The sequence below is a fragment of the Sedimentibacter saalensis genome, assembly GCF_007830175.1.
GTDB lineage: Bacteria > Bacillota > Clostridia > Tissierellales > Sedimentibacteraceae > Sedimentibacter > Sedimentibacter saalensis.
This window is the reverse complement of sequence record NZ_VLKH01000003.1, coordinates 218,676-243,428: the sequence shown is the minus strand read 5'-3', so window position 1 is coordinate 243,428 and position 24,753 is coordinate 218,676. Positions and strand designations below refer to the sequence as shown.

22 protein-coding genes, 1 pseudogene and 1 riboswitch are annotated in these 24,753 nt (G+C 34.1%); of the genes and pseudogenes, 16 read left to right on the top strand and 7 right to left on the bottom strand.

The window, feature by feature from the left end; translation table 11 throughout:
• Positions 1 to 10 precede the first annotated feature (10 nt).
• On the top strand, positions 11 to 1,456 hold the full coding sequence (locus tag LY60_RS06310) for a M20 family peptidase (RefSeq protein WP_145081532.1): 1,446 nt from the start codon (positions 11 to 13) through the stop codon (positions 1,454 to 1,456).
• A 150-nt stretch (positions 1,457 to 1,606) separates the two neighbouring features.
• Here the strand turns inward: LY60_RS06310 and LY60_RS06305 are convergent, their stop codons facing one another.
• The gene (locus LY60_RS06305) at positions 1,607 to 2,146 is read right to left on the bottom strand and encodes a phosphoribosyltransferase family protein (RefSeq protein WP_145081529.1); all 540 of its coding nucleotides are present in this window, start codon (positions 2,144 to 2,146) and stop codon (positions 1,607 to 1,609) included.
• Between the two features lie 12 nt (positions 2,147 to 2,158).
• Positions 2,159 to 3,226 carry an NCS2 family permease gene (locus tag LY60_RS06300; protein ID WP_145081525.1) on the bottom strand — a complete coding sequence of 356 codons (1,068 nt, stop codon included), beginning with the start codon at positions 3,224 to 3,226 and terminating at the stop codon, positions 2,159 to 2,161.
• A 112-nt stretch (positions 3,227 to 3,338) separates the two neighbouring features.
• Positions 3,339 to 3,440, bottom strand: a riboswitch (purine riboswitch).
• Between the two features lie 574 nt (positions 3,441 to 4,014).
• Here LY60_RS06300 and LY60_RS18005 point away from each other — a divergent pair.
• The 4 genes from LY60_RS18005 (at position 4,015) to LY60_RS06285 (ending at position 7,233) form a co-directional block, all read left to right on the top strand.
• Positions 4,015 to 4,185: a hypothetical protein gene (locus LY60_RS18005; RefSeq protein WP_170226122.1), complete on the top strand. Its 171-nt coding sequence runs from the start codon at positions 4,015 to 4,017 to the stop codon at positions 4,183 to 4,185.
• 427 nt (positions 4,186 to 4,612) lie between these two features.
• Entirely contained in the window at positions 4,613 to 5,476 is an 864-nt protein-coding gene (locus tag LY60_RS06295; protein WP_170226121.1) for a GNAT family N-acetyltransferase, read from the top strand.
• 312 nt (positions 5,477 to 5,788) lie between these two features.
• The gene (dpsA, locus tag LY60_RS06290) at positions 5,789 to 6,652 is read left to right on the top strand and encodes a dipicolinate synthase subunit DpsA (protein ID WP_145081520.1); all 864 of its coding nucleotides are present in this window, start codon (positions 5,789 to 5,791) and stop codon (positions 6,650 to 6,652) included.
• Between the two features lie 2 nt (positions 6,653 to 6,654).
• On the top strand, positions 6,655 to 7,233 hold the full coding sequence (locus tag LY60_RS06285) for a dipicolinate synthase subunit B (protein ID WP_145081517.1): 579 nt from the start codon (positions 6,655 to 6,657) through the stop codon (positions 7,231 to 7,233).
• A gap of 180 nt (positions 7,234 to 7,413) precedes the next feature.
• On the opposite strand, the gene LY60_RS06280 is transcribed toward LY60_RS06285, so the two are convergent.
• The gene (locus tag LY60_RS06280) at positions 7,414 to 8,460 is read right to left on the bottom strand and encodes an aspartate kinase (RefSeq protein WP_145081514.1); all 1,047 of its coding nucleotides are present in this window, start codon (positions 8,458 to 8,460) and stop codon (positions 7,414 to 7,416) included.
• Between the two features lie 76 nt (positions 8,461 to 8,536).
• Here LY60_RS06280 and dapA point away from each other — a divergent pair, with 76 nt between their 5' ends.
• From dapA to LY60_RS18105, 3 genes are all read left to right on the top strand, one after another.
• Positions 8,537 to 9,412, top strand: a complete 876-nt coding sequence (dapA, locus tag LY60_RS06275; protein ID WP_145081512.1) for a 4-hydroxy-tetrahydrodipicolinate synthase — start codon at positions 8,537 to 8,539, stop codon at positions 9,410 to 9,412.
• 123 nt (positions 9,413 to 9,535) lie between these two features.
• Complete coding sequence (locus tag LY60_RS18110) at positions 9,536 to 10,765, top strand: DNA adenine methylase (RefSeq protein ID WP_212633457.1); 1,230 nt, start codon at positions 9,536 to 9,538, stop codon at positions 10,763 to 10,765.
• A gap of 10 nt (positions 10,766 to 10,775) precedes the next feature.
• A complete protein-coding gene (locus LY60_RS18105) occupies positions 10,776 to 11,690 on the top strand; it encodes a Dam family site-specific DNA-(adenine-N6)-methyltransferase (RefSeq protein WP_212633456.1) in 915 nt (304 codons plus the stop codon).
• Between the two features lie 169 nt (positions 11,691 to 11,859).
• On the opposite strand, the gene LY60_RS06265 is transcribed toward LY60_RS18105, so the two are convergent.
• Positions 11,860 to 13,725 carry an AlwI family type II restriction endonuclease gene (locus tag LY60_RS06265; RefSeq protein WP_145081509.1) on the bottom strand — a complete coding sequence of 622 codons (1,866 nt, stop codon included), beginning with the start codon at positions 13,723 to 13,725 and terminating at the stop codon, positions 11,860 to 11,862.
• Between the two features lie 12 nt (positions 13,726 to 13,737).
• Complete coding sequence (locus tag LY60_RS06260) at positions 13,738 to 14,724, bottom strand: hypothetical protein (RefSeq protein WP_145081506.1); 987 nt, start codon at positions 14,722 to 14,724, stop codon at positions 13,738 to 13,740.
• A gap of 220 nt (positions 14,725 to 14,944) precedes the next feature.
• Between LY60_RS06260 and LY60_RS06255 the strand changes: the two genes are divergently transcribed.
• The 5 genes from LY60_RS06255 to LY60_RS06235 all read left to right on the top strand — a co-directional run bounded on the left by LY60_RS06255 (position 14,945) and on the right by LY60_RS06235 (position 20,005).
• The gene (locus LY60_RS06255; RefSeq protein ID WP_145081503.1) at positions 14,945 to 16,093 is read left to right on the top strand and encodes a DUF362 domain-containing protein; all 1,149 of its coding nucleotides are present in this window, start codon (positions 14,945 to 14,947) and stop codon (positions 16,091 to 16,093) included.
• Positions 16,094 to 16,450: 357 nt separating this feature from the next.
• A complete protein-coding gene (locus LY60_RS06250; RefSeq protein ID WP_170226120.1) occupies positions 16,451 to 17,041 on the top strand; it encodes a DMP19 family protein in 591 nt (196 codons plus the stop codon).
• 351 nt (positions 17,042 to 17,392) lie between these two features.
• A complete protein-coding gene (locus tag LY60_RS06245; protein ID WP_145081498.1) occupies positions 17,393 to 17,872 on the top strand; it encodes an RNA polymerase sigma factor in 480 nt (159 codons plus the stop codon).
• Positions 17,865 to 18,920 (top strand): hypothetical protein, encoded by a 1,056-nt coding sequence (locus tag LY60_RS06240; protein ID WP_145081495.1) that lies wholly within the window; start codon positions 17,865 to 17,867, stop codon positions 18,918 to 18,920. Before LY60_RS06245 ends, LY60_RS06240 begins: the two co-directional genes overlap by 8 nt.
• A 422-nt stretch (positions 18,921 to 19,342) precedes the next feature.
• Positions 19,343 to 20,005: a YoaK family protein gene (locus LY60_RS06235; protein WP_145081491.1), complete on the top strand. Its 663-nt coding sequence runs from the start codon at positions 19,343 to 19,345 to the stop codon at positions 20,003 to 20,005.
• 170 nt (positions 20,006 to 20,175) lie between these two features.
• Here the strand turns inward: LY60_RS06235 and LY60_RS06230 are convergent, their stop codons facing one another.
• Together LY60_RS06230 and LY60_RS06225 are read right to left on the bottom strand one after the other, a co-directional pair.
• Positions 20,176 to 21,951, bottom strand: coding sequence for an oleate hydratase (locus LY60_RS06230; RefSeq protein ID WP_145082094.1), 1,776 nt, complete (start codon positions 21,949 to 21,951; stop codon positions 20,176 to 20,178).
• Between the two features lie 122 nt (positions 21,952 to 22,073).
• Positions 22,074 to 22,655, bottom strand: a complete 582-nt coding sequence (locus tag LY60_RS06225; RefSeq protein WP_145081488.1) for a TetR/AcrR family transcriptional regulator — start codon at positions 22,653 to 22,655, stop codon at positions 22,074 to 22,076.
• Positions 22,656 to 22,778: 123 nt separating this feature from the next.
• On the opposite strand from LY60_RS06225, the pseudogene LY60_RS18145 reads away from it, so the two are divergent.
• From LY60_RS18145 to LY60_RS06215, 3 genes and pseudogenes are all read left to right on the top strand, one after another.
• Positions 22,779 to 22,969, top strand: a pseudogene (locus tag LY60_RS18145) (L-glutamate gamma-semialdehyde dehydrogenase); the annotation flags it as partial.
• 89 nt (positions 22,970 to 23,058) lie between these two features.
• Positions 23,059 to 23,343, top strand: a complete 285-nt coding sequence (locus LY60_RS06220; protein WP_145081484.1) for a YmaF family protein — start codon at positions 23,059 to 23,061, stop codon at positions 23,341 to 23,343.
• Between the two features lie 103 nt (positions 23,344 to 23,446).
• Entirely contained in the window at positions 23,447 to 24,724 is a 1,278-nt protein-coding gene (locus LY60_RS06215; protein WP_145081481.1) for a TRAP transporter substrate-binding protein, read from the top strand.
• Positions 24,725 to 24,753: the final 29 nt, after the last annotated feature.

Genomic DNA, 24,753 nt, shown 5'->3' with positions numbered 1-24,753 from the left:
GAGGATAAGGATGACAATTTATATTTTATTAGGATTAATAATTTTATTTGCAGCAAGTATATTTTTAAGAGCAGCATTTTTTAAACCCGAAAAATCAAAAGAGATAAAGCAAACACTGACAGGAATAGAAGATTCAGCTGTTGAAAACGGCGTCGTTCAAAGATTTCAGGAGATGATACAGCACAAAACCATATCGTATAATGACCGTTCAAAAATAGATTTTAAGGAGTTTGAGCGATTCAAGGAAATGCTTGTAAGGAATTATCCTAGACTTAATGAAGCTTGTACGAGAGAACTTTATGGTGATGCAGGTGTTCTGTATAGATGGCCCGGCAAGACTGACGGCGATCCTGTGGTGTTAATGTCACATTATGACGTCGTTCCAGTGAATGAGGAACTATGGACAAAGCCTGCGTTTGAAGGCCTTTTGGAAAACGGCGTTATTTGGGGACGTGGGACACTTGATACAAAAGGAACGCTTTGTGGTGTGGTTGAAGCTGTAGAAAAGCTTATAGGAGAGGGATTTGTGCCTGAAACAGATATCTATCTTTCTTTTTCAGGAGATGAAGAGATTAGCGGTAATTCTGCACCAACTATCGTCGAAGCGTTAAAATCACGTGGCATTCGCCCAAAACTCGTTTTGGATGAAGGCGGTGCAATTGTTGAAAATGTATTTCCAGGAGTCACAAAGCCAAGTGCGCTCATCGGTGTAGGTGAAAAAGGATACATGGATGTGGTTTTAGAAATGTCTGGTAAAGGTGGTCACTCATCAGCACCTCCTTCACATACATTAGTAGGAAGATTGGCTAAAGCTGTGGTAAAGCTTGAACAGCATCCTTTTAAAGCAAATATTTCCCCGGCGGTTAAGGAGATGTTTGAAAAAATGGGAAGACATTCAACGTTTATGTACCGTCTAATATTTGCGAATATGTGGTGTTTTGGACCGCTTTTAAAAGTTCTTTTTACAAAGCAAGGTGGAGAGATGAATGCACTCATTAGAACCACCCTTGCACCGACAGTTATGGAAGGCAGCCAGGCGTTCAATGTCATGCCTCCCAAAGCCAAGGTAGGACTGAATTTACGCTTGATGGTTACCGACACTGTAGAAAGTTCTTTAGCGCGTATTAACAGTATAATATCAGATCCCGAAATTCAAGTAACTTGCATAGGGGGACATAACGCTTCACCAATAGCGAATACCACATCGGAAGGCTGGAAAAAGGTGGAGCGAGCCATAGAAGAAACATGGCAAGGAACAATTGTGTCACCTTATTTGATGCTAGCTGCAAGTGACTCAAGGCATTTTTGTGCAATTAGCGACAATGTCTTAAGATTTTCTGCAATGACACTTTCATCTGAAGAGAGAGGCATGATTCATGGCAATGATGAGCGAATCACTGTAAAAGCATTGATGGAAACTGTTGCGTTTTACATCAGATTGATAAAGCAATTATAACCCCTCGTCCCCATGATATTCTATGATTCCATTGTTTACGAAAAAAACAGCATTCGACTTTTTAATCTGTCGAATGCTGCGTTTAAAATTATTTACTTATTTTCATCCTACAAGTCTTTTTGCTGCATAATATGGTGGAGTTCCTAATTTCTAATCTTCAAATAACGGTAACTTTTCCAGGAAAATAATATCATTTCTATTTGCTGCATCACCTTCTGCAAGTATGGCTGCCTTTGCTGCTATGATACCGCCTGCTGATTCAACAAGTCTTTCAATTGCTTTTATAGATTCCCCTGTACTTATAACATCATCAATTATAGCAACTCTTTTACCTTTAATGCTCAAGGCATCCTGCTCATCCAGAACTAAAAGTTGTTTCTTTTGAGTTGTAATAGATACAACCTCATCAATAATAGGTGAATCCATGTATGGTTTGACACTTTTTCTGGCTACTATGTATTTTTTCATTTTCAATAATCTTGATATTTCAAAAGTTAAAGGAATTCCCTTTGCTTCAGCTGTAACCAAAATATCTAATTCAGGCAGTTTTTTTACAATTTCTTCAGCAGCAGCACACACCAATTCTGTATCCCCTAATATTACAAAGCTGGCAATGCTTAAGTCTTCTTTTATTTTAATTATGGGAAGATTTCTTTTAACTCCTGCTACTTCAATATTATATGTATTCATAATAAACCTCCGTTACATTCCAACTAAACTTGCTACAGTTCTAAAAATAACACCTGCCAACATTCCGTAAAATGGATCGCTTATGGCTGTCACAGTCATAGTGATACCTCCAACCATAGCTCCCCCGGGGATACCAGTTACACTTAGTGCTGCCAATGCATTAACAGGTACGGTAACTATTGCTCCAAGCACGAACAAGAAACCTGCTATTGATTCGCTTGGCACATACTTACCGATTTTAGGCAGAAGTCCCGCGAACAATATTATTGCCATAATGCCCATCATTATAACTGAAGATCGCAGTGGATCAGGCGCTCCGCCCGTAGCAGAAATAATTGATTCAACAGGGCCTCCTCCAAATGATGCAGATACAAGGTCTGCAAGACTGCTTACAATTGATAAATGATCTATATTAACGGCAGTGTTTGCAATTGAACCTGTAATTTCTCCAAAAGCAATATTTGCTCCGATATTAAGACAAATCATTGCTAAAGCCCCTTGTATTACAGTTAAGTTTACTACAGGCTTTTGAAATGAAATTTTTTCTCTTTCAGTAATTATCAAATCTGATTTTTGTTTTAATATTACTGCTAAAATGCTTGTACCAACTACAGATATTGTTACAGTGTAAACCAAATCTTTTGTAATCATGTAAACAATAAAACTGACTGCAATTGAAGCGTACCCAACAATTTTATTTTTCTTTGCCATATTTAACGCAACTCTTGCAAGCATTATTCCAACACCTGCCATCATGCCGTTTGTAATTGCGGGGCCGATGAATGAAACAATTTTTTCCAGCAAACCAAACAATCCGATAAATGTCATGCCGATTGCACCGAAAACAATCATGGACAATCTTTCTCGCATGTTATTTCCCATTGTTCCAGCCAATGTAATAGTCTCAGCCTGAAACGAAATTGGTGCCACAACTCCAAGAGCCAGGCAGCCAACAGCACCAACCAAAAAAGCAAAAGCTGTCGGTACTGATGCAAAACCAAAAGATAATGCTAATAATCCTTGCGGCAATCCGTTAAGAACAACACTTAATGCAGCAAGTAAATCCTTTAATAATTCCATAATTCCTCCTTAGTTGCACTCTGATTTATGAAATGAAAAGAACAAAAAATCTGGAATTCTTTTTGAGGAGAATTCCAGATTAGGCACAATAAATCAAGGCCTTAAAGACCCTATTATCTGTTATTCTTCTCATAGTAGGATAATTTAAGGTCATCCCGTAGAAACTTTCGAACCATATTTTCGAAAATATATGAGAGTACATATTTTATTAATATAACAGACTAAATAATATTTTTCAATAGCTTTTATATATAATATGTAAATATCAACCGTAGGGTAGTCATAGGGGACGGTTCAAGGTCGCTGAAAAACTATGCATTTATTCACTGTCATTCTGAGAGCTTGCTCGAAGAATCTCATGTTTTCAACAAAAGATGAGATCCTTCACTAACGTTCAGGATGACAAAATAGGCTTTTTCAATGGTCCCGGACGGTTCTTCGTGACAATTAGGCAATATAATGGATTAATTATGAATATTGCATTAGTAGTGTGCAAAATACACTATTGCATTATTACTTTTTAAGATATACTTAAAACGGTACATTTAATGAGATTAGATTATAAGAATTAAGTTTTTACTAATAAAGAATATTCAGAAGGTGTGTATACATAAGGGCAAATTGTAACATTAAAATAGTAATAATGAACTGATATTAAAATTATAATATGAAAAGATGGTGATATCTTGATTAATATTGAAAAAAAAGCTTATGACACTGCAGTTGCTCAAAACAGTTCCTACGTCATCAAATCTGTAATGTCATTTGGTGGGTGAGGCAACACTCCAATGAGCTTAGGTATTGAGCTTGTAAAAGATTTTGAAGATAACAACAATTATTATAATGAGTTTAACATAGACGGAGTGAATGTATTCATACAAAAAAGTATTAGAATGGATGGAAATGTTGAAATCATTCAACTAGGTTCTGTTTTTAAAGTAATAGGGTTAAATTTATAAAAAAATTACTGTTGAAGAATTTTTAGTTATTAATAGGTATTTATTTGAAACAGTTATAGGTAATAAAAATGTCAAATAATATGGGAATAGCAAATAAGCTATTCTTTTTTGTTAAGGGGTATTTAGCGGTTAATTTGTACAAAGTTATAAATACTTGCTTTGTGAGAAAAATTGCTATACAATCAAAGTGATAGGCATTCAATGAATCATAAGGATTTTGTCAATTTACACCCAAAAGTCGCTCAAATGTCGGTCAAGGTGTCGGTTAAATGTCGGTCAAGATTAAGATGATAGCAGGAGTTATTTATTTTTTAGGTAAACTATTTCTAAAAATAGATAATTTTCATGAGCCAGTATTGTGTATTAAACAATCATGGTGTGAAGTATTGCTAAATATGTATAATTATATGAGTGGAGGGATATGTTGTTGATTAAGAAATTAAGTGAATTGAGTGAAGAGATTATAAAAGAAATAAGAGAGGCTGAGTTAATCTGTAAAAATCATGATATGTTAAATGGAAATATTTTTCTTGATACATCTATTAACTTTAATTCTGAAATAAAAACCCTATTCCTGCTTTATGAGGATAGCAGATTAGTAAGCTTTATATCTATGTTTATTCCAACCAGCGAAGAAGCGGAAATATCAGCTTATACTTTGCCTGAATATAGGCGAAGAGGTTATTTCAAGAGTTTACTCGGTGAAGCTATAGACGAGATAAAAAAATATAACATATCAGAAATAATATTTGTATGTGAAACGCAATCAATTGATGGCAAAGAAGCAATAGCAACGCAAAATGCAGAAATTGTTTTTACAGAATATTTTTTAAGATATAAGGACTATTCAAACGATATAAGAATACTAAATGAATCTCAAGTGAAGTTATATAGGGCAGAACAAAAGAATTTAGAAGAACTTATCAGTTTAAGCCAAGAGATATTCAATGATGAATATGACGATGCAAAAAGCATGATAGACAGGACTTTTGAAGCAAATAATAGAGTTCAATACATAGCACTTGTAGATGAAAAACTTGTTGGAATGGGTTCTGTTAGCTTTGAAAATGAAGAAGCATCAATATTTGGGCTTGGTATATCACCTCAATTTCAAGGAAAAGGTTTTGGAAGAGAACTGCTGATGTTGATATTAAAAGATTTAAAAAAAGAAGGTATAGAAAATATAACAATAGAGGTAGACAGCAGTAATAAAAATGCTTTTAAATTATATAGGGGATGTGGCTTTGAAGTTGAAACATCGTTTGACTACTACAGGAAGAGTGTCATTTAAATAAATGTTTTATATGTCTTGCGAACTTTTGCTGGATAGCGTAAATTAATTTGGAAAGTTTGAATTTTCATAGATGGTTATGATTGCTGTATGTTAGTAATCATAACCATCTGTTTATACATTGTCCCTTATGTATTTACTGACCGTCATTCAAGGAATTGATAGAAAAAATATCCATAACTTATGATTCATATCAGAATTAATCCTACCTTTGCAATTAAATATATTCCTGTCCCTATGTTCAACTCTCACTAAAACTCCCATTTAGCATAAGATATAACAGTTTGAAAAAACTCTATAAGGAGGAGTAATATGGGTTTTAAATATACCATATTAGGAGGAGATAAGAGAAGCTTAGAGCTTGGAAAATTACTAATGAAAGACGGAAGAGATGTTTGCATATATGGGTTTGATATGCTGGAGGAGTATAATAACGAAACAGTAAGTTTAAATGAAGCGATTGAATATGCTGATGTTATTGTAGGTCCACTGCCATTTTCTACAGACAATTTAAATGTAAATGCTCCATTTTCAAATAAAGCAATCTCAATTGATATGGTGTTGGACTTCATGTCTGAAAAACAAATGATTATTGGTGGAAAATTCAATATTGAGCATGAAAAAAAACTAAAGAATAAGAATATTAAATCTTCCGATTATTTTAAAAGGGAAGAAATGCAGGTTTTAAATGCAATACCAACAGCTGAAGGAGCCATTCAAATTGCAATGGAAAAAACACCTGTTACAATTCATAATTCAAATGTCATAGTGCTAGGCTATGGGAGAATTGGAAGGGTTTTATCAAAAATGCTATATGGAATTGGAGCAAACGTGCATGTATCAGCAAGAAAATATAGTGATCTTGCATGGATAAAGAACTATGGTTATATTTCAGTACACACAAAAGACCTAAAGACATATTTGCCGAAGATGAACGTTGTTTTTAATACTATACCTCAGATGATACTTAATAAAGAATTGCTAAAAAGCATTGACAGTAATTGTTTAATAATCGATTTAGCATCAAAACCAGGTGGAGTTGATTTTGAAGCTGCAAGGGAAATGGAGATAAAAGCTATAAGTGCTTTAGGTCTTCCGGGAAAGGCAGCACCAGTAACTGCCGCTATGGTTATTAAGGACACAATTTATAATATCATAGAGGAGTTGGATGTATAAATATGTCAATAGAAGGATTGAAAATAGGTTTTGCATTAACAGGTTCATACTGTAATTTTAGTAATGTATTCCCAGTAATCAAGGACTTAGCAAGTAAAGGTGCAGATATTTATCCAATCATATCACATTCAGTAGATGCTTATGATACAAGATTTGGCACTGCTCAAGAATGGAAAAATAAATTAAAAGAGATTACTGGCAAAGAAATAATTAAATCAATAGTTGATGCTGAACCCATAGGACCGAAATTAAAACTTGATGTTCTTGTAGTTGCACCATGTACAGGTAATACAACAGCAAAACTTGCAAATGCAATAACTGATACGTCAGTGACCATGGCCTGCAAAGCTCATTTAAGAAATCAAAGGCCATTAGTTTTAGCTATAGCAACTAATGATGGACTTGGAGCTAATGCTAAAAATATCGGTTTGCTATTAAATACAAGAAATATATACTTTGTGCCTTTTGGGCAGGATGATGCAGCAAATAAACCAAATTCCCTCATAGCTAAATTTGATATGATTGAAGAAACAATAGAAGCAGCAATACTAGGTGAACGGTATCAACCTATATTAGTATAAGAACAGTCAAAAAACGGTGCAGAACAATCATTTATGACCAAGAATATATTTGGACGATGTCATTCTGAGGTAAGACGTAAGAATCTCATGTTTTCAACAGATGAGATCCTTCACTATCGTTCAGGATGACAACGTCGTGGGTTATCAATAGTCTGATGGTGCAGAATTTGCACCGTTAATTTAATAGAAGAAATTTGAATATAATCTTTGTAAAAACTCAGGAAGCAATTCATTTTTAACTTCGATTGAAGCCTGATCGTTAAAATATTCTGTATTAATTAAGTTATCTTTTTCATTTGTCAAAAACTTATCCAGTTCTTTTTTGATTTCATCTTTATAATCATCATTGAAAATAAATGATATAATTGAATTGTTTTCTTGTCTTTTTATTCCAAATCCTGTTATTTTTAAATTGTTTTTATCATTGGAAATCAGTGTGCCATTATCATCCGTAAATGTTGACAGGATTTGTATAGGTATATTATACTTCTTTCCCAATAAAACCGCATTCGGATGAATTACGGTTGCTCCGTTAATTGCCAGTCTGTACATATCATCATATGAAATTTTCTCAATATATCTGGCAGTTGGTACTAATCTTGGATCTGTAACAGCAACCCCAGGCACATCTGTAAATATATCTACCCTTTCGGCCTTTAAATATCCGCCCAGAGCAACAGCTGTAGTATCACTGCCACCTCTGCCAAGTGTTGTTATATCCAAATCCTCTGTGGCCCCTTGAAAACCTGCAACCACAACAATTTTATTTTCATTTAGATATTTTTGGATTTTATCTGTGTTAATATCAATTATTTTACTGGAATTAAAGTTATCGTCTGTAATTATTCCTGCTTGAAATCCTGTCAAGGCCTCTGAGGGTAAACCTTCACTTTCTAGCAAATGAGAAACAAGAGCTGCAGAAATTATTTCTCCAACTGACATAATTAAGTCTTTCTTCTTTGGATTTATGGTGATGTTTATTTTTTCTAATTGATTTATTAAAGTATCAGTAGCGTAAGGTTCTCCTCCTCTGCCCATTGCGGACACAACTACAACAAGCTTGCTGCCAATTTGTTTTTCTTTTTTTACTAGGTTAAGAAACTCACTTTGATTATTTAAATTTCTAAGAGAAGTTCCTCCGAACTTTTGAATTACTATGCCCATTATTGTCTCTCCCTCTTTAAATTTACTAATATTGCAGTAATCAGATGGTTTTATTTTATTCATGAGGTTAATTTTTGTTAGCAAATACCTGTATATTTCATAAAATGGATTACAGTATTTTTTTGAAAGGGGATATGATATGGTTAAATGGGGAAGATTGATAACGGCTATGGTGACACCTTTTGATGAAGAGTTAAATGTTGATTTTGAAGCTGCCAGTTCACTTGCAATTAAATTAGTTGAGGAGGGCAGTACTGCTTTAGTCGTAACAGGAACAACAGGAGAAGCTCCAACTCTAACAGAAGATGAAAAAATAAATTTATATAAAATTATAAAGGATTCTGTGGATGTTCCAGTAATTGCAGGGGTAGGGACTAATAATACAAAAATTACCATAGAAAATGCAAAGGCAGCACAAGAGGCGGGGGTTGATGGACTTCTGGTAGTTACGCCATATTACAATAAGCCTGACCAGGATTCTTTGTATTGTCATTTTAAGAAAGTTGCAGAATCTGTTGATTTACCAATTATGCTGTACAATGTGCCCGGAAGAACCGGGTGCAACATATTGCCGGAAACAGTAGAAAAACTTGCTCAAATTGATAATATAAAAGCATTAAAAGAGGCAAGCGGAAACATAATTCAGTTTGCCGAAATAATAAAGCGCGTCCCTGGGGATTTTCTAGTTTATTCAGGAGACGATTCAATGTTGCTTCCTGCAATGTCAATAGGCTGCTATGGAATAGTCAGTGTAGCATCTCATGTTGTAGGTCCTGAAATGAAGGAAATGATAGATGCTTTCATATCCAAGGATACTGAAAAGGCAAAAGAAATGCATCTTAAATTATTAAATATCTTTAAGAACTTATTTGTAATTGCAAACCCAATACCAGTAAAAGCAGCTTTAAATCTGATGGGAGTAAATGTTGGAGGATTAAGGCTTCCATTAACAGAAGCAAGGGAAAATGTATTAAAAATTTTAAGAGAAGATTTAAACGAATTAGGAAAAATTTAAAGAAGTCATAGGGGACGGTTCTGTCCCCTATGACCTTTAAATTAGTATTGCTGAAATTCGAATATGATGGTATTATTAAATAGTAAAATTAGCAAGATGCATTAGATGCGTGCAGGAGGACAAATGCTAAAGGAAATTAGTACAAAATACATACTGAAGGAATTCGATATTAGCAGGCAGACATTATATAATTGGATACATGAAGGATTGTTGAATGAACCTGTTAAGGATTGGCGGGGATGGCGAATCTGGACACAAGAAGACCTGGATCAGCTTCGAAAACTTCTTAGTGAAAAGAATAATAAGAATTTAAGCATTCAAAAACATAATGATGATACTTTATTAGAAATGTCAAACCGAAGATACTTGGGGAGCAAACAAAAATTGATTGATTTCATTGAAAGTATTATCAGAGAAAATGTTGAGAATTTTAATACGTTTTTCGAGCCCTTTGCCGGCACAGGTGTTGTTTCAAACTATTACAACAATCAAAACAAGGTAGTTATAGTAAATGACATTTTGAAATCAAATTATATTGCATATGATACTTTTTTCAGTTCTGAGAGCTATGATGCTGAAAAATTAATACATACTATAAAACAACTTAACGAAGCAATAATCAATGATGATAATTATATGTCTGTTAATTTTGGAGATAGATATTTTACAATACAAAATGCCAGAAAAATTGGTTATATCAGAGATGAAATCGACGTGTTATATGAACAGAATTCTATTAATGCCCGTGAAAAAAATATACTCATAACATCACTGCTTTATGCAGCAGACAAAGCAGCAAACACATGCGGTCATTATGATGCATATAGAGAGACTCTTGATAACATAAAAGAATTAGAATTATTAATGCCAAATATTAACGATGATGCAAATATAAACAATCAAATTTATAATTGTGATGCCAATGTGCTTGTTAAAGAAGTACAAGCAGATGTAACATACATTGATACACCGTATAACAGCAGACAGTACGGGGATGCCTATCATTTGTTAGAAAATATTGCAGAGAATAAAAAGCCTGAGCTGCAAGGAAAAGCTAAAAAAATAAAACAAAGAAGTCACATAAAAAGCAATTATTGTACTGTAAAAGCTGTAGATACTTTCAGGGATTTGATAGAAAATGTAAGAACAAAACATATTCTTGTTTCTTATAACAATATGGCTAAAAAAGGAAATGGACGTTCCAATGCAAAAATCTCAAATGAAGAAATTATTGAAATTTTAAAGCAAAAGGGTGAGGTTAAAGTCTATGAAACAGACTTTAATGCCTTTACAACCGGAAAGAGCAAAATTGACAATCATAAAGAATTGATTTATTACTGCAGAGTTAACTAAAGGAAGGACTATGGACTATATTAAATCTCCATTTAATTATACCGGGGGCAAACATAAATTATTGAAGCAAATACTTCCGCTTTTTCCTGATGATATTGATCAATTTGTTGATTTGTTCTCCGGTGGATGTAATGTTGGAATAAATGTTGTTGCAAACAACAAGAAGTTTATTGATTTTAATCCTCAATTAATTGAGTTATTAAATGTCTTTAAAGCTTATGAAATAGATATTATATTGTCAGAAATTGAAAACATCATAAAAACATATGATCTTTCTGACAGCAGTGTTTTTGGATATGATTATTATGGATGTACAAGCCCAGATGGGCTTGCTAATTACAATCGCGAGAAGTTCTTGAATTTGCGAAATGATTACAATTCATTGAAACATGAAAAAAATGGGTTTAAAAAGAATATTATGCTTTATACTTTGATTGTTTTTGGTTTTAATAATCAAATCAGATTTAACAAAGAAGGAAACTTTAATATTCCTGTGGGGAAGAGAGATTTTAACAGTAAAATTAAGAGTAATTTAATCACATTTTTGAAAAATATAAAAGATAGCGACTCTGAATTTATTAATGTTAATTTTAAATGTCTTACGGCAAATGATTTTAAAGGATCTTTCGTTTATGCTGATCCGCCATATTTAATAACAAATGCTTCATATAACGAACAAGGCGGTTGGGCTGAGGATTGTGAATACAAACTATATGAGCTTCTTGACAGCTTGAACAGGAATAATATAAATTTTGCTCTCTCTAATGTCATTGAAAATAAAGGCACTAAGAATACGATACTTGAAAGCTGGATAACAAACAATGATTATAAAATACATTATTTAGACATGAGCTACAACAATTCAAATTACCAGATTAAAGATCGTTCGAATAAAACTGTTGAAGTTTTAATAACTAATTATTAATATTATTTATTATATGAAACGGGCTGTCTCATTTTTGAAGCAGCCCGTTTCTGTTACTTCTAATGTCTAGAAAACTATTATACTTGTGACAAATTATTTGTTTGGATGCTGTCATTCTGAGGCGCAGCCGAAGAATCTCATCTTTTCAATAGATTTAAACATCTTATATTTATATCAGATAGCTTTTCTCCCAGGTATCTATGCAGTTGTCAATACTTAAAATCCAGTCACCGGAGTTGTTGTGTTCATCTACTTTTGAATAAACAATATCAAAAAGGCTTTTCAAAGTGCGTTGATTGACACGAATACTATGTTTGAAATATTTGTTTTTAACAATGGAAAGTATTTTAGTATATTGATCTAATGTTAAAGGGATTATCTTTTGACGAGCACCCTCATAGTCATATTTGACACTGTACCAAAATGTATTCACAGTATCTCTGTGCAGAGACGGTGCTAGAAATAAGCAATAATTATTTTCATTATGATTATTGCTTTCAAAATCCCTTAAGTGCCTCATAACCGGTTGTCCTTCGTTGTACCACTGGTCTCTTCCGTTAAGCAATGTTACTTCACAAATCATGCTAAAATCAATGTAGTGGCATTCCATATCCGGAGTATTGCCTGGTGCTGTAAATGTAGGCAAATTATCATCTCCTACATTGTAGTGAGGAATAATCTCTTTGGCATCATCTAAGGCCATTAGGGATTGGGCAACATTCCATTCAAGGTTTAACGGGTCTTGTCCAGAAATGCTTCTTCTTCGAGAAGATAACTTACTTATTTCAGAAATATAGGTATCAATATTTGATAGACTGCGTTCAAGCAAAATAGAATAATCAACATTTAATAAATTAATGATTTCTCTTGTTTCCTTAATGTGGTTATTAAGTATGGTCAAGTCACCTGATATGGCAGTATCAAATGTGAAACTGTGAAGACTTTGGCCTTGAAATTCAGACTCTATTTTAGCCTGTATATGAGTTGCTTCTTCACGCAGGTTAATTAACGCAGCTTGAAGGTCACCAATATTTTCCCAAGGAAGCTGGGGCATATTTAGGTTTGACATATAATCGAAATATTCTTCAATATCACCGAATCTCAATGATTCACCTGAAAAAGTTTCTAAGAGTTTTTCAATTTCAACACTTCTTCTTGGAGACAAGTCTATGTATCTGCCGTTACCCCTGTAATAAAATAAGTTTGTCATTCTGAAATATCTGATTGCAGAGTCTGCATAATCATAAAGGGTATTTATTTTCTTCTCTATTTCAAAGTCATCATCAGTCTGAAGGGAAAAAACATTTATAACTTTTTCAATAAACTGTGTATCTATGTAATTTTTCTGTTCTTCTCCATTAAGTTTTCTGCAATTACAACGAAATTCAATTAATTGGTTTGCAGTATCATTAATATCTTTGTAATTTGTTAGCGTGGGAATAAATAAAGCAAACTCGATTTTTGATAAACCAACCGGATTATTGCCCATTGAAAACCACATTTCATTTACTTGTTTTACAACATGCATGGTGGCGATAAATGGAATTATATTAAAGTCGTTAAATCCACGATCAACACCATTTGGCAATTGCCATTTTAAAAAGTACCTTAAAAAGATATTGCTAAAGTCAGGTGTGCCGGAAATAATCTCCATACCTAAAGGTGTTATTCTCACTGGTCCATGTGAATCCCGTGCCACTGCAGCACACATTTTATTTAGATTTGACACCGCTGTTCTGCCACGCATGGCATAAATATCTTCTATGTTATCAATACTCTTATTTTCATAACTTGCTAATGATAAGATTTCTGACAGTTCTTCATGTGTAAATTCTTCAGGGTCTTCATATTTATCTTTAATTCTCTTTGGAAGTCCCATAGGCATGTAATTTTTTGTTTGAATAAGTCTTTTAAATAAATTTGCTTGTGTGTTGCTGTTGAAAGGTTCACCTTCAAATTCTTGAAGAACTCTCAGAAAGGGGGCGTTTCTTTCCGGGTTCCTGATTGTAGTACTTAAACTCCAACATTTTGCCATGTTTTCACCTCATTAGTACTTGCTTCTATTTGTTTTCCATTCATTAAAAAAATCATTGCCGTATTGCTTAATTTGTTTGCTGTTATCCTTAAAATGCTTAAAAGACAAGCAGCGTTCGCTGGCAGTTTCAAAAATGGATTTTTCAAAGTTATCTTTGGAGATTATATATTTTGTTTCATTTAAAAAACCTTTATTATAATCTAAATCATTTATAATGCTAAACCCTATGTCATTGTTATTTTCACTGTAGTTTAATATTGAAAATTCTCCATTCAGCAATTTTGTAGCCTTCCACAGTCTGTTATATTTCATTTGATTATCAGGAACACCAGGAGGACCATATCCCCAGCAATACTTCATGGGGGTGCATACATAATTTTCCTTGGTATTTTTATAATTAAGAGCAAATTCTATATTAATTAAGGAATTACTTGCTTCAAAGAAAATGAAAAAATCAAAATCAAATCCTTTTGTAGTTGCTTCAATGAGATCTCCCTTAGGATTTTTATATGTTAATAACCTTTTAGTAAATTCCAGACCCTGGTCATCATCTGCATTTATATCTGATTTCCAGTAATTATATAGTAAGTTTTTTGCATATTCAGTAGAGGTTTTAACTTTACCCAAGGTTTTAGAATGAGCGTCTCCATCTATGTTGTTAATTTCAAGAAACCAATTTTGAAGATTTTCAAAGTTTCCATACTCATGGATACATCTTGTATGTATATCTTTATATTCAATAACTATTTTTTTATCTTCATCATTATTTGTATAGAATATTAAATAGTAGCATATGCTGCTGTTTGAAATCATAAGTCTGCGTATTAAACCATGTTTTTCATATGTAAATTTATCAAGGATTTCTTTAGCCAGCTCCGAGTTCCATGTTGCCTCAGTAATCCTATTGATATGTAATGAGTCTGTTTCAAAAAATTCAAAAATAATCAGTTTTTCTAATACTTCTGAATATTGAAGCCTATCAAACCAAAATAAACTCACAGCCTACCCCCATTTAATAAGATGACATAAATAAATTATATAATAAATCACAATTAAATGATATACCTATATGAAAAATAAGGAAAATTAATGGTATCGAACCTTATAAACACCCATAAGTTATATTTGAAAAAATTATTTTATACCTATAAATTATGTAGTAAAATATAGTATAAGGAAGACATTGAAAAACTACTATTTACAGAAAGGAAATATAGCAATGAATAAAGTTATTATCCAGGAATGTAAAGACTATTCAGTAGATGACATAATTGTTAAAATAAACAATGGTATGGAAAGATTAGGAGGATGGGATAAATTTGTCAAGACAGGTAATGTTGTATTGCTCAAGGTTAATCTTATAGGACCTAAATCTTCTGATTCGGCTGCAGTCACTCACAGTGAATTTGTAAGGGCATTAACAAGAATATTAAAAAATAAGGGTTGTACAGTGTGGATTGGAGATAGTTCTGGAGGAGCCATAGCCGGTATTGCACCAACTGCTCAAGGCTTTAAAGTTACAGGATATGACAAGGTAGCTGAAGAGGAAGGTGCAATCATAAAAAACTTTGACAGAGAAGGTGTCTTTGAAGTGCAGCCCCATGGTAAGTTCAAGGAAAAGATGTACCTGGCAAAACCGCTTTTTGATGCAGATGTGGTAATTAATGTGCCAAAATTAAAAACTCACTCTGCAAATATTTATACAGGAGCAGTAAAAAATGTATTTGGCTGCATACCAGGGCTTCGAAAGGCCATGTATCATAAAATGGCACCCGACAAAGAAGATTTTGGTGAAATTTTAGCTGATATACATGAAGCAGCTAAATTTGATCTTCATATAATGGACGGCATAATTTCCATGCAGGGAGAAGGCCCTACAGCGGGAACTGTTTACAAGTCAAACAAAATTCTGATAAGCACAGACCCGTTAGCTTTGGATACAATAGCTGTTAATATGCTTGGAATGATGCTTGATGATATACCTGTTTTAAGTGCAGCAAAAAAAAGAAACTTGGGTCAATATAATCCGGATGAAATAGAAATAGTTGGCGATTATAATTATATTCCACATTTAGAAGGTTTTAAGTTGCCTAAAAATTTCAGGAGTACAAAACAAAAAAATAATAAGTCAGTAATTAAGGTAATAGACTTTTTTAAAACAAAGCCTGAAATTAATAAAAAGAAATGTAAGCAATGCAATATGTGTGTAGAAAGCTGTCCTGTAAAAGCAATAGATGTAAGTACTAAGAAAATTGATTACAATAAATGCATTGAATGCATGTGTTGTCATGAATTGTGCATGCACAAGGCTGTTGAATTGAAAAAAGACAATGTTATAGCAGGCATAATAGCAAGGCTTAGCGTATAAGGGCTATACATAGGTGTAGCTGAAATAACCGGATATTTCCATGGTCATGAACTTAGGTGCTTGAAAAATAAGATGACAGTCAAGTATGTAGAGTTAGAAAAAGAAAAGGTGTTTTATGACCCACTGTGTGATTTAGTCGTTGGAACAATTTTAAGTTGTAAATAAGTACAATTATCTGGTAAATATAGACCTAATCAAACTAAACTATGGAATGGGATAAAAATGAAATTAAATATTAATAAAATAATACAAAAATAGCGCTAATGGTTATAGCAGTATCCCTTCAGATAAACCCTATTAGGAATATGGTGAAATAAAGTAAAATTTAATATATATAATCGCCAGGAGGAAATGTTCATGAAAAATGCAATTGTTTTGGTATTCATACTGTTGATAGTCATATTAAGTGGTTGTGATAAAAATTCGAATGATGTAAATAAAGTAGAATACATAACAGAAAAAATAGTGGTAGATGATGCTATAATTTCATCAAATGATGATTTTAGGGTTATTGAACCTGTTTGGTGGAGCGTGAGCATTTATGATGGCGAAAAGCAATACAACAAAGATTTAGCGAAATTCACAAAACCGCAACGATATGTTTTTGCAATTGAATGGTATTTATCAGAGGTAAATAACGGAGGTCATGACCAGTTTTATTACAATTCCACAGGAATAGTATGGGAAGATGCAATGAAAGGTTTTCAAGAAATAGGAGCGTCAGAAAACTATGACATAATTAAGGAATCTGCTGTTATGCTTGGCGGAAAGCCAAATAAAGACAGGGAAAAACGTCGTGATGAATTGGAAAAATATGAACCCGATTTCAGCGAACTTGATGACAGATATTATACCAGTGAGAAGTCAATGTTAGAGAAACTTCATGAATATATAAAAGCAAATGAAAAGGATTTTTATTTTAATGGCGAAGTAAAGAAGCCAAAATAAATAATCCAATAAAAAAGTAACGGGTTTACTTTAGATGTGCAAACAACAAGTTTCAATTGTTTTTGAGTGCAAAATTACAATAAGTTTTGCACTCTTTAATTTTATTTAAATTTCAACATTTATATTGCTTTTAATAAAGATTTCATTAATTTTTGCATAGGTTTTTGCAAGAAAAAGCATATGTAATAAATTCATTACACTTGCAAAATAGTGTGTAAAAATGACTGCAAAAATGCGTGCAAATAATTATGTAAAATATAATTTATGGTATAATATAATAAATTTTTAAATTACAATGCAACCAAAAGCTATCCTGAAACGTTCTATAGTTAAAGAGGTGGTTATGTAGACATGAATTTATTGATTGCGAACGATTTATATGTTAACCATGTTGAAAAATATTCTGACATGGTAACACGTATATGCTATCTCCGTTTTAATTGCCTCGCAGATGCTGAAGACTGTTGGCAAAATGTATTTATTAAGCTATATAATTCAAAGGAGATGTGGCAAAAACCAGATGAAGAGATTCGACGATGGCTTATAACCGTCACTATAAATGAAAGTCGGGATATACATCGGAAGCTATTTCGCAGAAATCACTTCGACATAGATAAGCTGGTGATTCCGTATATAGAGAAATTCGATTGGAGCTTGCTGTATGCAGTTAGAACCCTGCCATACAAATATTCCGAGGTAATTTATCTATATCATTATGAGGGATACAGCATTAAGGAGCTTGTTGAAATTCTCAAAAGAAACGAAAACACAATAAAATCTCAACTTAAACGTGGAAGAGAAATGTTAAAGGATGTGATTAAAGATGAGTGATTTCAATAACTTTAAAAATATTATAACACCGACAGAATGGAAGGAAAAACTATACGTTGAAATAGAAGGGCTGTCAGAAACCACAGTTAGACGTAGGCGATTACCTTTGACTGCAACTGCTGTTTTGATATTAGCAATAATTTTATCTACCACAGTTTTGGCGGTTTCAATTGTTGGAGGATATTTTATTCAGCTGTTTACAAATAAGGCGGAAAGTTCTGGTGGCGTATATGATTATATGAATGTCGAGCAACTTAGTGCTATTTCTGGAACAACAATTGGAACAGTTATCGAGACTAATGAAATTAAAATCGAAGTTATGGACGTTATATCCAGTGGAAATATGGCGATGGTAATGTTGAGAATTACTGCAAAGGAGTTGCAAAGTGTGCTATTTGATACAGGATATGAAACTCTCATGAATTATAGGTTCGAATCTGAGATTGACGGAAGCCTACTCAAAAACATGGAACAGACGAGTGTACGATATTATTATAGTGAGGATGATCCTACTCTTGCGGATAATCAGTTCGAGATACTCTACACTATAATAAACCATAATGAATTTGAAGCTGGTACGTATTCAATAATGCTCGAAAATTTTGGATATTATGTTAGCAATGGCACCGCTCTTGTAATGAAACCCTTATATAAGGATAAATGGAAATTCAAGTTGGAGCTAACAGATGGAAGTAAATACAGCAGAACTTTTCTTATACGGAAGCCAGTTACAGTAAATGAAAACAATTTTATGCTTGAGAATATTAAAATAACTCCTATGAGCTCTACAATAGTACTTTCATACAATTTACATAATAAGGATGTTATGGAGGCATTTTCGTCTGAAGTTGGGAGTATAAGTGTCACACTCTCTGATGGCACCATACTTTCAGAAGAGGATTTCAGCTATGTTATCATGAGTGGTAAAGACGGTGCGAATAAGCCAGTTTCGGCGTTTGTGATAAACATCTCTTACGATCTCCCTATTTCTGCAGAGCTTGTGAAGGAGTTTTATATCTTCGGTGAAACATTTTCGATTTCTAATTGAGCTTTAGCGTTTTTTCAATAAGTGAAAGTCAATGCAATGATAAATCAGCAGAAGTCATGCTAATATATTATCGCATTGGCTATTGCTATTTTCGTAAGATAATTCAAATTTATTTAAAGCATATTTTATATTGTATAATTGAAGTTGCATCTCTGAAGTAAACTCGTTATTAAATAGATGCACCTAATAAGTATATTGCAAGGTTTTGAATGATTTTATACAACCTTCTCAATTGAAATATGTAAATTCGTAACGTTAAAACGGCGTTTAATTGAAACATACCCGATTAGTGGAATATATAAATTTTAAAAAGATTCATAGAGTTTTTAATATTTTTGTAGTACAATATCATATTAAGTCGCAGTGTTATATGACGACTTAATATTTTTTATTTTATGTTTAAATTGAATTGGAGGTTAAATATGTTAAAAAGAGAATATACTCAGATGTCAGAATCATACGTGGTAGGTGCCTTGCTGGCAGTTGTTGGCGGGTTCCTTGATGCTTATACATATATTTCACGAGGAAAGGTTTTTGCCAATGCACAAACAGGAAACATCGTTCTTATGGGATTGAATATTTCACAGAAAAACTTTAGCAGTACAATTCACTACATGATACCAATTGCAGCATTTATTTTGGGAATTGTCTTATCAGAGTTAATTAGGAGCAGATTTAAACAAAATTCACTCATTCATTGGAGACAAATTGTTGTGGCTGTGGAAATTGTTATATTAACTGTTGTTGCATTTGTTCCTAAGGGAAACATGGACTTGATTGTCAACTCGGCAATTTCCTTTGTATGTGCCCTGCAGTTTGAGTGCTTCAGAAAATATACCACAACCATGTGTACGGGTAACCTTCGCAGTGCAACAGAACAGTTGTTTATATATTATCACACAAAAAATGTTCAGGAACTGACTAAGGGACTGGAGTTGTATGGAATTATCTTATTTTTTATTTTTGGAGTTATTTTAGGAACAGTCTTGACAAATATGATTATGGAAAGAGCCGTATTATTTAGCTGCATCATATTAGCTGTGGTGTTCGGAACAATGTTTAGAAAAGAAAAAATATTAAATTAATTTGTATATAGTTAACAAAAAACCTTACGCTGTCATCCTGAACTATAGTGAAGGATCTCATCTTTATTGAAAACATGAGATTCTTCGGCTGCACCTCAGAATGACAACGTCCAAATATATACTTTGCCATCAACATGTGCGGTATGAGCGAAATCATGCCGCTTATATTATCAAATGATATTGTATTCCTTCAATAGCCTTTCAATATCTGTTCCCTTAATTTTTTTGAGAACTTTTTTCAATACTATTTTTTCCTTGAAACCAAGGTCCATGTCAATTGCTTTTTTACCGTCACGAAGCTGTACTGTGGCGTTTAGCAGGTTGCGCAAATCATATACGCTGCCCCATACTTCCGGTACACCGCGGTCTATACCAAGAAGTGTGTAAACAGCTTCCATGCCTGTACGCATGGAATACTCGGTGGTGAAAATTGTATCACGGGCTGTTTCTGCAAACTGTCCCAGGAAAGCAAAGTTGACAGCTCCATTAGGTACAACATCAGGTCTGTCTCCATAAGCACGGGGCATGAAGAAAGCAGTGATGTAAGGCATCATGCAGGGAACGGTATTGGCACTTTTAGCAGCCATGTCTTCAATTTCGTTTTCAGGCACTCCTATGTGATACAGCCATTCCATGCAGATTTCTTTTCCTGTGCAATCACGCATGGGCTTTTTAATGTAATCACCTGGTTTATCGGAGAATAAACCGTATACCCACACAAGGCACTGATCCTTGGATTGCTGGCGGAACTGCGGCTGGCGATTGATTGTCCAGCTAAGAAGCCAAGATGAATCCTTCGCTGTGACGATGCCCCCGGTCACCACTTTGCCTGAGAATGGATCACGCTTGCAAATATTCTTGATATACGGAATAATACGCTGGTCGAGAGTTGTAACGGTAGCACTCATCCAATTGGACTGCTCCGGGTCATGGCAGAACTTATCGGGATGTCCGAAGGAGGGGTCCTGTGCTGCAATTTTACGCCACATGTCCCAGCCTCCACCTGCTTTGATTTCCGTGTTGAATACGGCTGGCGAATTCTGATCTCCAATTGTTGAATTTTCTACACAGCCGCCGTTAGTTATGAACACCAGATCATTTTCTGTCAAATCAATGCTGTCATTTTTGCCTTCACGAATTATTTCAATGCTAGTTGCCTGTTTTTTATTGCCGGAGCAATCAAACTTTACATTAACAACCTTAACACCGTAGTGGAACTGGACGCCGAAGCTTTCCAGATATTTTACCATTGGCAATATCATGGACTCATATTGATTGTACTTCGTGAAACGCAGAGCCTTAAAATCCGGCAGACCACCTATATGATGGATAAAACGCTGGATATAAAGCTTCATTTCCAATGCGCTGTGCCAGTTTTCAAAGGCAAACATCGTACGCCAATAAAGCCAGAAGTTCGATGACAGCACTTCATCATCGAATACATCAGTGATGCGCTTGTCCTGCAACTTTTCGTTTGGAGTGAAGAATAGATTCATGATCTCCATGGCACCCTTGTCTGATATGTCAAACTTGCCGTCTGTGTGGGCATCCTCGCCACGATTGACCGTTGCACGGCAGAGGGAATAGTTTGGGTCTTTTTTATTGAGCCAGTAATATTCATCCAGAACACTTACGCCTTCAGTCTCAATAGAGGGGATAGAACGGAATAAGTCCCACATAACCTCAAAGTGATTGTCCATTTCACGGCCCCCGCGCATGACATATCCTACATTCTCATACTTGTAGCCGTCACAGGCTCCTCCCGGGATTGGTTCTTTTTCAAGAATATGGACATGTTCGCCCTTCATTTGTCCGTCCCTGACGAGATAGCAGGCAGCAGTCAATGCTGCAAGGCCGCTGCCGACGATGTATGCAGACTTGTGTTCCACTCCTGCCGGTTTCAATGGTCGTGCAAATGCTTCATAGTTACCGCTTGAGTAATACATATATACCTCCAAAAATATTTTTTTATGTATGTATTTTATCAAAATAAAATAAATTCCACATTAAACAGAAATGCCGTCATGATAAAACTTTTATCATAACGGCAAGACTATAATATTTTTTATCATTCATCGGTTTTTGATGTATTGTTGTCGGTTCTATAACGGTTCAGTGCTGAGGTAATATTTTCATGCATCAGAACAGAAAGATGATCAATAATTATTTGTGGTTCTTCTTTCATATCGTTCTTAACCCAATCCAGCATCAATCCCACAAAAGCATATTTATAAAAATCAGCTATAAACTTCTTGTCCTCTTCTCGGACAGCCATATTAGCAGCCTTTTCATCCACAACACCTATCAGTAGATTGTACGTTAACTTATACAGATATATTTCTACTTGTTCCCGGCTAACAGAACGATATACATTAAGAATAAATGGTTTGTTCTCCAATACTGCTTCAAATATCTGCATAAAACCTTGCTGCCACGTATCATATGTCTTCTTGCCTTCAAGTGCTTTCGTTGCATCTTCAATGCACGACCATTCTACAAGGTCATATATGTCCTTAAAATGATAATAAAAGGTCATGCGGTTAATACCGCAATCTTCAGCAATATCGGTGATGGTTATTTTATCAAGGGGCTTTTTAAGAAGTAGATTTTTCAAAGAAGCTTCTAACGCCCGCTTTGTTATCTGAGACATAATGTTCTCCTTCCTGCTTCTTTCGCTATTTATATTATAAACATATACATCCAGTAAATCTACGTTTTTATTTATGTATTGAAAAAATATTGAGACAACTGCAACACCGTACCTGCCATAGAAGAGGCTGAAAAAGAATTGGTTCACTCAGCAGGAAATTTCTATATTAATGTAAAACCAACAGGAGCAGTAGTGTCACAGCAACCTTTCGGCGGCTCAAGGCTATCAGCACAAATGGCAAGGCAGGTTCAAAATTCAATCTGATTCGTTGGATGAGCCCTAGAGTAATAAAAGAACAATTACATATAAAATAATGAAAATATAGTTTGCATTGTGAATCATGAGAAGATTAAGGTAACAATAAATGCATGTCTGCATAAAATGATGTTAGGGAGGTGATTTGATGAGAAACAGAAATCACAGACACTCCTTTGAAGGAGCAACTACCATAGATGACGGTCACAGGCATTATTACAGAGGCAGTACATCTTCGGATCCTAACATTCCCGGTCATTATCATCATATTTCAGATGTCACAACATTCAATGATGGTCACAGGCACAGAATCCAAACAAGAACAGGCCCGGATATTCAGGTAAGAGGCGGTCACGTACACCGTTATGAAACTGTTACCACATATGAAGATGGACATACGCACTACACCGAAGGTTACACTTCCGTTCATTAAAGTAATCAACAGCTTTTGACATTTTGTCAAGGGCTGTTTTTATATCACATATTTTATCAGTTTGAATATATTGTTATATGCTTATAAAAGGAAGTGTTAATAATTGTATTATTGGGTTTTAAATTATCCATGCGATAAAATCTATAGTGGAACAAATCAAAAATTGTTTGTTTTGCATGAGCATGATAGTTCAGAATGTTCTTATTTAAGTGTTGATTTAACAAATCATGAAGATTTGCCTATTGAAAAAGCATTATTACATATATTTAAATCTGACAAATTTAATGAATATACTATTGTGATTAATTCCAATGGATACCATCCGGTTCAAATAAGCAATATACCATTTTACCCCGGGAAAACTTTAAAACTCTGTATTGACATGATTCCTGTCAATATGTGTATTTACAACATGCAGTCTGTTGAAGACATGGAGCATGTTCAAGATGATATAAGAGATATGACTTTTACGTTGGGTTTGGATTCTCCAAAAGGCTCCCTTGCTACTTTGTATGCAGAAAAATTTGCTGAAGAAGTAAATACATTGAGCAACGGAAAAATGAAAATAGAGGTGTTTACAGATGCTGCATTGGGAAATGACAGACAGATGCTCAGCACTACAATAAGTGAAGGAAGCCCGAATTTTATTATACAAACTACAGCTCATCAGGTAAATTTAGTTCCCGAATTATCCATACTGGATATGCCAATGGTTTATAATGATATAAACAAATTGAGAAACACAATGGATAATGAATATTTCTACCAAAAGATAAATAATATATACAGCAATTCCGGATACAAATTGCTTGGTATGGCTGATGAACAATTCAGAGAAATGACTTCAAATTTAGAAATTCAGGATATAGAACAATTTGGAGGAATTAAAATCAGAACAATTCAAAATCCAAACCACATAAAATTCTGGCAGCTGCTTGGAGCAATAGTCATACCTCTTCCGGTGGGAGAAATACATTCATCATTGCTGCGCGGATATATTGATGCTCAGGAAAATCCCTATGGAAACATTGCAGCATTTGAGTTTTATGATGCACAGGACTATGTTATAAACACAAATCATCTGCCTCATTTTTTACCTTTGATCACAACAAATGATATTTTTAACAGCCTCAATGAACAGGAAAAGAAAGTAATTGAAGAAGCTGCAAAAAATGCAACTGCCTATGCTCGAATTAAGGCAGATGAGCGTCTTGAAGATGTGAAACAAACACTTATTGACAACGGCATGGACATAGTTGATTTGCCGGAAAGAACAAGGCAGGATATGGTAAAATTTGCAGCAATGCCTGTTTATGACAGCATACGTACTCTGGTTAATGATGATGAAATAATAGACTTTTATATGGAAATGAGCAAATAATCCAAGATTTTGTCGACTTTTTTAGACAT

What these genes read in the sequence shown, in the direction of transcription:
- LY60_RS06220 (WP_145081484.1), top strand. Translation starts at nt 23,059, where the DNA reads ATGAGAAACAGAAATCACAGACACTCCTTTGAAGGAGCAACTACCATA.
- LY60_RS06245 (WP_145081498.1), top strand. Translation starts at nt 17,393, where the DNA reads ATGAATTTATTGATTGCGAACGATTTATATGTTAACCATGTTGAAAAA.
- LY60_RS18005 (WP_170226122.1), top strand. Translation starts at nt 4,015, where the DNA reads ATGAGCTTAGGTATTGAGCTTGTAAAAGATTTTGAAGATAACAACAAT.
- LY60_RS06230 (WP_145082094.1), bottom strand. Translation starts at nt 21,951, where the DNA reads ATGTATTACTCAAGCGGTAACTATGAAGCATTTGCACGACCATTGAAA.
- LY60_RS06250 (WP_170226120.1), top strand. Translation starts at nt 16,451, where the DNA reads ATGAAAAATGCAATTGTTTTGGTATTCATACTGTTGATAGTCATATTA.
- LY60_RS06285 (WP_145081517.1), top strand. Translation starts at nt 6,655, where the DNA reads ATGTCAATAGAAGGATTGAAAATAGGTTTTGCATTAACAGGTTCATAC.
- LY60_RS18105 (WP_212633456.1), top strand. Translation starts at nt 10,776, where the DNA reads ATGGACTATATTAAATCTCCATTTAATTATACCGGGGGCAAACATAAA.
- dapA (WP_145081512.1), top strand. Translation starts at nt 8,537, where the DNA reads ATGGTTAAATGGGGAAGATTGATAACGGCTATGGTGACACCTTTTGAT.
- LY60_RS06235 (WP_145081491.1), top strand. Translation starts at nt 19,343, where the DNA reads ATGTTAAAAAGAGAATATACTCAGATGTCAGAATCATACGTGGTAGGT.
- LY60_RS06280 (WP_145081514.1), bottom strand. Translation starts at nt 8,460, where the DNA reads ATGAATAAAATAAAACCATCTGATTACTGCAATATTAGTAAATTTAAA.
- dpsA (WP_145081520.1), top strand. Translation starts at nt 5,789, where the DNA reads ATGGGTTTTAAATATACCATATTAGGAGGAGATAAGAGAAGCTTAGAG.
- LY60_RS06265 (WP_145081509.1), bottom strand. Translation starts at nt 13,725, where the DNA reads ATGGCAAAATGTTGGAGTTTAAGTACTACAATCAGGAACCCGGAAAGA.
- LY60_RS06305 (WP_145081529.1), bottom strand. Translation starts at nt 2,146, where the DNA reads ATGAATACATATAATATTGAAGTAGCAGGAGTTAAAAGAAATCTTCCC.
- LY60_RS18110 (WP_212633457.1), top strand. Translation starts at nt 9,536, where the DNA reads ATGCTAAAGGAAATTAGTACAAAATACATACTGAAGGAATTCGATATT.
- LY60_RS06255 (WP_145081503.1), top strand. Translation starts at nt 14,945, where the DNA reads ATGAATAAAGTTATTATCCAGGAATGTAAAGACTATTCAGTAGATGAC.
- LY60_RS06240 (WP_145081495.1), top strand. Translation starts at nt 17,865, where the DNA reads ATGAGTGATTTCAATAACTTTAAAAATATTATAACACCGACAGAATGG.
- LY60_RS06310 (WP_145081532.1), top strand. Translation starts at nt 11, where the DNA reads ATGACAATTTATATTTTATTAGGATTAATAATTTTATTTGCAGCAAGT.
- LY60_RS06225 (WP_145081488.1), bottom strand. Translation starts at nt 22,655, where the DNA reads ATGTCTCAGATAACAAAGCGGGCGTTAGAAGCTTCTTTGAAAAATCTA.
- LY60_RS06300 (WP_145081525.1), bottom strand. Translation starts at nt 3,226, where the DNA reads ATGGAATTATTAAAGGATTTACTTGCTGCATTAAGTGTTGTTCTTAAC.